The organism is Armatimonas sp. (assembly GCF_031410135.1).
Taxonomy (GTDB): Bacteria; Armatimonadota; Armatimonadia; order Armatimonadales; family Armatimonadaceae; genus Armatimonas.
The window spans coordinates 1-4431 of sequence record NZ_JANNYP010000316.1 but is presented as its reverse complement, the minus strand read 5'-3'; the positions used below and the strand labels follow the sequence as shown (position 1 = coordinate 4431).

General features: G+C 57.8%; 4 protein-coding genes. 3 read left to right on the top strand and 1 reads right to left on the bottom strand.

The annotated features are described in order from the left end of the window. From RMO15_RS11360 to mqnE, 3 genes are all read left to right on the top strand, one after another. Window positions 1-2149 (top strand): glycoside hydrolase family 38 C-terminal domain-containing protein (locus RMO15_RS11360; RefSeq protein WP_309712180.1); only part of this gene is annotated, 2149 nt, incomplete at its 5' end. A 77-nt stretch (window positions 2150-2226) separates the two neighbouring features. Continuing rightward, entirely contained in the window at window positions 2227-2709 is a 483-nt protein-coding gene (locus tag RMO15_RS11355) for a DUF1569 domain-containing protein (protein ID WP_309712175.1), read from the top strand. Between the two features lie 79 nt (window positions 2710-2788). Further along, complete coding sequence (gene mqnE, locus RMO15_RS11350) at window positions 2789-3958, top strand: aminofutalosine synthase MqnE (protein WP_309712172.1); 1170 nt, start codon at window positions 2789-2791, stop codon at window positions 3956-3958. A 9-nt stretch (window positions 3959-3967) separates the two neighbouring features. Here mqnE and RMO15_RS11345 read toward each other — a convergent pair whose 3' ends face one another. Then, entirely contained in the window at window positions 3968-4333 is a 366-nt protein-coding gene (locus RMO15_RS11345; RefSeq protein ID WP_309712168.1) for a hypothetical protein, read from the bottom strand. Window positions 4334-4431 lie beyond the last annotated feature (98 nt).

The window sequence follows — 4431 nt, the reverse complement described above, 5'->3', positions numbered from 1 at the left end:
CGGCAATCGCTTCTTTGAGCAGGAGTTTGGCGTCACCACCAAGATCCTCTGGCTCCCCGATGTCTTTGGCTACAGCGCGTCCCTGCCACAGCTCATGAAGTCCTGCGGGCTGGAGTACTTTCTGACCTCGAAGATCTCCTGGTCGGACACCAACCGCATGCCGCACGACACGTTTCGCTGGCGCGGCATAGATGGCACGGAAGTGCTGACGCAGTTTCTTACAGCTCCAGAATTCCATAGGGGATTAAATCAGGAGATATCCACCTACAATGGGCATCTGACGCCCTACGAGCTACGTCGAGGCTGGGAGCGCTACCAGAATAAAACTCTGCATCAGGAAATCTGCCACTCCGTAGGCCACGGCGACGGGGGGGGGGGCGTGACCCGGCGGATGCTGGAAGTCGCACGGCGTCTCAAAAGTATTGCGGGTCTTGGCTCGTGTGGTTTTGACCGTGCCGACGCGTTTTTTGCGCGGCTCCCCAAGACCAACCTGCCGCTCTGGAGCGGTGAGCTGTACTTAGAGAACCACCGTGGCACCTACACATCCCAGGGACGCATCAAGCAGGGAAACCGCGCCGCGGAGCGTGCGCTCCGGAGCGCGGAGCTGTTTGCGTCGCTTGCCCAGACCCAGCTTGGGACGGCCTACCCGAAGGCCACTCTCGACGCGCTCTGGGAGACGTTACTCCAGAACCAGTTCCACGATATTTTGCCCGGCACCTGCATCCGCCCCGCCGTGGAGCAGGCCGAGCGCGAGCTGGGTGAGGTGGTCTCTGGTGCCCTCGCCCTCCAAGACGCGGCGCTTACCGAGCTCTCGCAAAACATCGCCACGCCTACCGACTCCGTGATTATCTTCAACCCCACCGACACGCTCCGACCCGGCGATGCGTTCTATGTCCGGCTCCCTGGCGACCAAGTCCGCAAGGGCCGTGTCCTCTTCACCGACTCTGAGGGCGAGCCGTTGAGCAGTCAGTTTCTACGAATGGCAGGCAAGGAGCGTGAGTACTTGGTAACGCTTCTCGATGTCGAGCCGCTGGGCTACCAGTCCATTGGCTTGGGCCGCACCGATGCCCCTGCTGACGAGAGCACGGTCACTGCCGAGGAAAACATCCTCGAAAATGACTTCGTGCGGGTGACGCTTAATGCCCACGGCGAAATTGCCTCGCTCATCCACAAGACCGAGGACGGCGAGCGCGAGGCCCTTGCCGCCCCGGCCCAGCTCACGGCCTACGAGGACAAGCCCGCCGCCTACGATGCCTGGAACATAGACGCGAGCTACCGCGACAAACCCTGCCCGCTCGCCGACGAAGCCACGGTGACACGCTTTGAGGTGATCGAAAATGGCCCCGTGCGTGCGAGTATATTGGTCGAGCGCCAGTTCCGTAATTCCAGAATTACCCAGCGCATCCAGCTCTGGGCGCACTCCGCCCGTGTCGAGTTAGTCACCGAGATTGACTGGCACGAGCACCAGACGCTCCTCAAGGCCCACGTCCCCGCCACGGTGCTCGCCAGCCGCGCCACCTACGAGATCCCGTTTGGCGCGATTGAACGGCCCACGCACACCAACACCAGCTGGGACGCCGCCAAGTTCGAGGTCTGTGGCCATAAGTGGGCCGATCTCTCCGAGGGCGACTTTGGCGTCAGCATCCTCTCGGACACAAAATACGGCTACGATGCCCGCGAGAATACCCTCTCACTCACCCTGATCAAATCCGGCATCTACCCCGACCCCGACGCCGACCAGGGCTTACATCACTTCACCTACGCCGTTCTTCCGCACACTGGCGACTGGCGCAACGAAACCGTGGACGAAGCCCATGCGCTCAGCTACCCGCTCCTGGCCCGCTTTGCCCCGAAAAATCCCAAAGCCACCCTGCCGCCAAGCTACGACTTTGTGAGTGTGGACGACCAGGGAATCATTATCGAGACCATCAAGTGTGCCGAAGCGGACAATAACCAGCTCGTGGTTCGTCTCTACGAAGCCCTCCAAACCCGCGGCGAGGCGACCCTCACGTTTGGTTTTGAGATTGCGGCGGCCTACGAGACCAACAGCCTGGAGCAAGACCCTGTGCCCGTGCCCTTCAAAAACAATACGCTGACTTTTCCCTACCGGCCTTTTGAGATCAAAACGCTGGTGGTCAGATCCAAATAGAAGGCTCGCTTGACAGCATTACCCCTCAGCGGTAGAATTTGTGAAATAATTCACAAAGAAGATCAGGAAGTTCCGCTATGAGTCCAAAACGTCAGAGCCAGTTCAAGTTAATCGAACAGAAAAAACTCGATATTCTTCGGCGGCTAGAATCTGCCACTCTTGGGCAACGGGAGGGGCTCGCGCCCCAAAAATTAGCACAGGATGCTTGGTCGCCGATGCAAATTGCCTACCACTTGATGCGGGCCGAGGAGCTCTTGCCTGCTCCCCCTGATGGTAGTGTCGCTCGTCGAAAACCCATTTTCTTCCTCGGTTGTGCCATGCTCCGAGCCGCCGTGCCCATTCCTTCCAAGGCTCGGGAAGAGCCACGCGATGACATCTCCCTTGAGGAACTCATGCAGCGCTGGTCCACAAGCCGTGAGACATTTCAGGCAGGTCTTGAGACCGCAAAACCAGGCGAACGCTTTGCCAATCACCCCGTTTTTGGGGCCTTGGACGCAGATAGCTACCTGACCATGTTGGATGCACACCTTACCTACCACCTCAAGCGTTGGCCTGCTTGACAGCCTCAACCACCGGCGATAGAATTAGTGAACAAGTTCACAAATTCTAGTTAGACCGATTCTTAAGTTAGGCAAACCGATGGCAACGTCAAGTTTTATGCACCAGTATCTCCAGCACGGAGAGCTCTCCCCGATCTACGATAAGGTGATGGAGGGCAAGCGCCTCTCCTTCGACGACGGGCTCGCGCTGTGGAAGTCAGACGACCTCACGGCGATTGGTGCACTGGCAAACATTGTCCGCGAGGCCAAGAACGGCAACGATACCTACTACGTCCGCAACCAGCACATCAACTACACCAACCTCTGTAACAAGGGCTGTAAGTTCTGCTCGTTCTACGCTCAGAAAGGTGGCCCCGCGGCCTATACCATGAGCATGGATCAGGTGCGAGAGAAGCTAGAGCGCACCAAGCACCTGCCCGTCACCGAGATTCATATGGTGGCCGGGATCAATAAAAAGCTCCCGTACTCCTACTATCTGGAGCTGCTCGACACCGTCAAAGCCACCCGCCCGGAGGCGCACATCAAGGCCTTCACGATGGTCGAGCTGCTTCATATTCAAACGCTGGCGCAGAAACCTATGACCGAGATGCTCCTGGAGCTCAAGGCGCATGGGCTCTGTAGCCTGCCTGGTGGGGGCGCGGAGATTCTCACGGATCGCGTCCACGATGCCATCTTCGAGCGCAAGGAGACAGCGGCGGAGTGGCTGGAGACGGCCAAGACGGCGCATCGGGCAGGCCTGCACACCAACGCCACGATGCTCTACGGGCATATCGAGACGCTGGAAGAGCGGGTTATCCACATGATGAAGCTCCGCGAGGCCCAAGACGAGACCAATGGCTTCCTGACCTTTATCCCGCTGGCGTTCTCTAGCAAGGGCACCAAGCTCTCGCATATTCCCAGCACCACGGGCTATCTGGATCTCAAGGCAATCGCTATCGGGCGGCTGATGCTGGATAACTTCCCCCACATCAAGGCCTTCTGGATGATGATCACCCCCCCCGTGGCCCAGACCGCGCAGTGGTACGGTGCCGACGACATTGACGGCACGATTGTGGAGTATGTCATCACCCACGAGATTGACGACGAAAACGAGCAGCAGAACCTCAGCCAGCGCCAGCTCGTGCAGATGATCGTGGAGGCAGGCCGCGACCCCGTAGAGCGTGACCCTCTCTACAACATAATCGAGCGCGACGACAGCCGTATGCTCCTCGAAGACCCTCGTCGCCTGAACCTACCGATGCTGGTGTAAGTTCGCAGGTCACACGTCCTGAAGAGCGGGCTTCCGAAATCGTGGGGAGCGATAGTACTGCCCTGAGAGCGCAGAGAGCACTCCCACGCGAAATATCTTCAGCGAGTCAAAAGGGCTGAGAACCACCAAGGCATCTTCATCTTGTGGGCAATCGCTCACAATAATATGGTGATGGAATCGAATCGCTGCCTCTGTGGCAAGCCCTTCGGGAAAGAAGATAAACAGATCATTAGGGAACTGTTTTAGCTCTTCAAGAGATGTTTGCTCAGGGTCTACCATACGCACGGCCTCAAACCAATCCAGGTTCTTCAGAACCGTGGCAGATCCCTCAACCAGAAGTGGTGGCCCATAAGTTGTTACATGACGGTGTAGCATAGATCACCTCACCCAATGATAAATTGTTATAAGTCTATTACTCATGGTTCGCTCATTTTTTGTGGCGGTAAAACAGATTGCTCCACCAGGCGAATGTA

What these genes read in the sequence shown, in the direction of transcription:
- RMO15_RS11355 (WP_309712175.1), top strand. Translation starts at nt 2,227, where the DNA reads ATGAGTCCAAAACGTCAGAGCCAGTTCAAGTTAATCGAACAGAAAAAA.
- mqnE (WP_309712172.1), top strand. Translation starts at nt 2,789, where the DNA reads ATGGCAACGTCAAGTTTTATGCACCAGTATCTCCAGCACGGAGAGCTC.
- RMO15_RS11345 (WP_309712168.1), bottom strand. Translation starts at nt 4,333, where the DNA reads ATGCTACACCGTCATGTAACAACTTATGGGCCACCACTTCTGGTTGAG.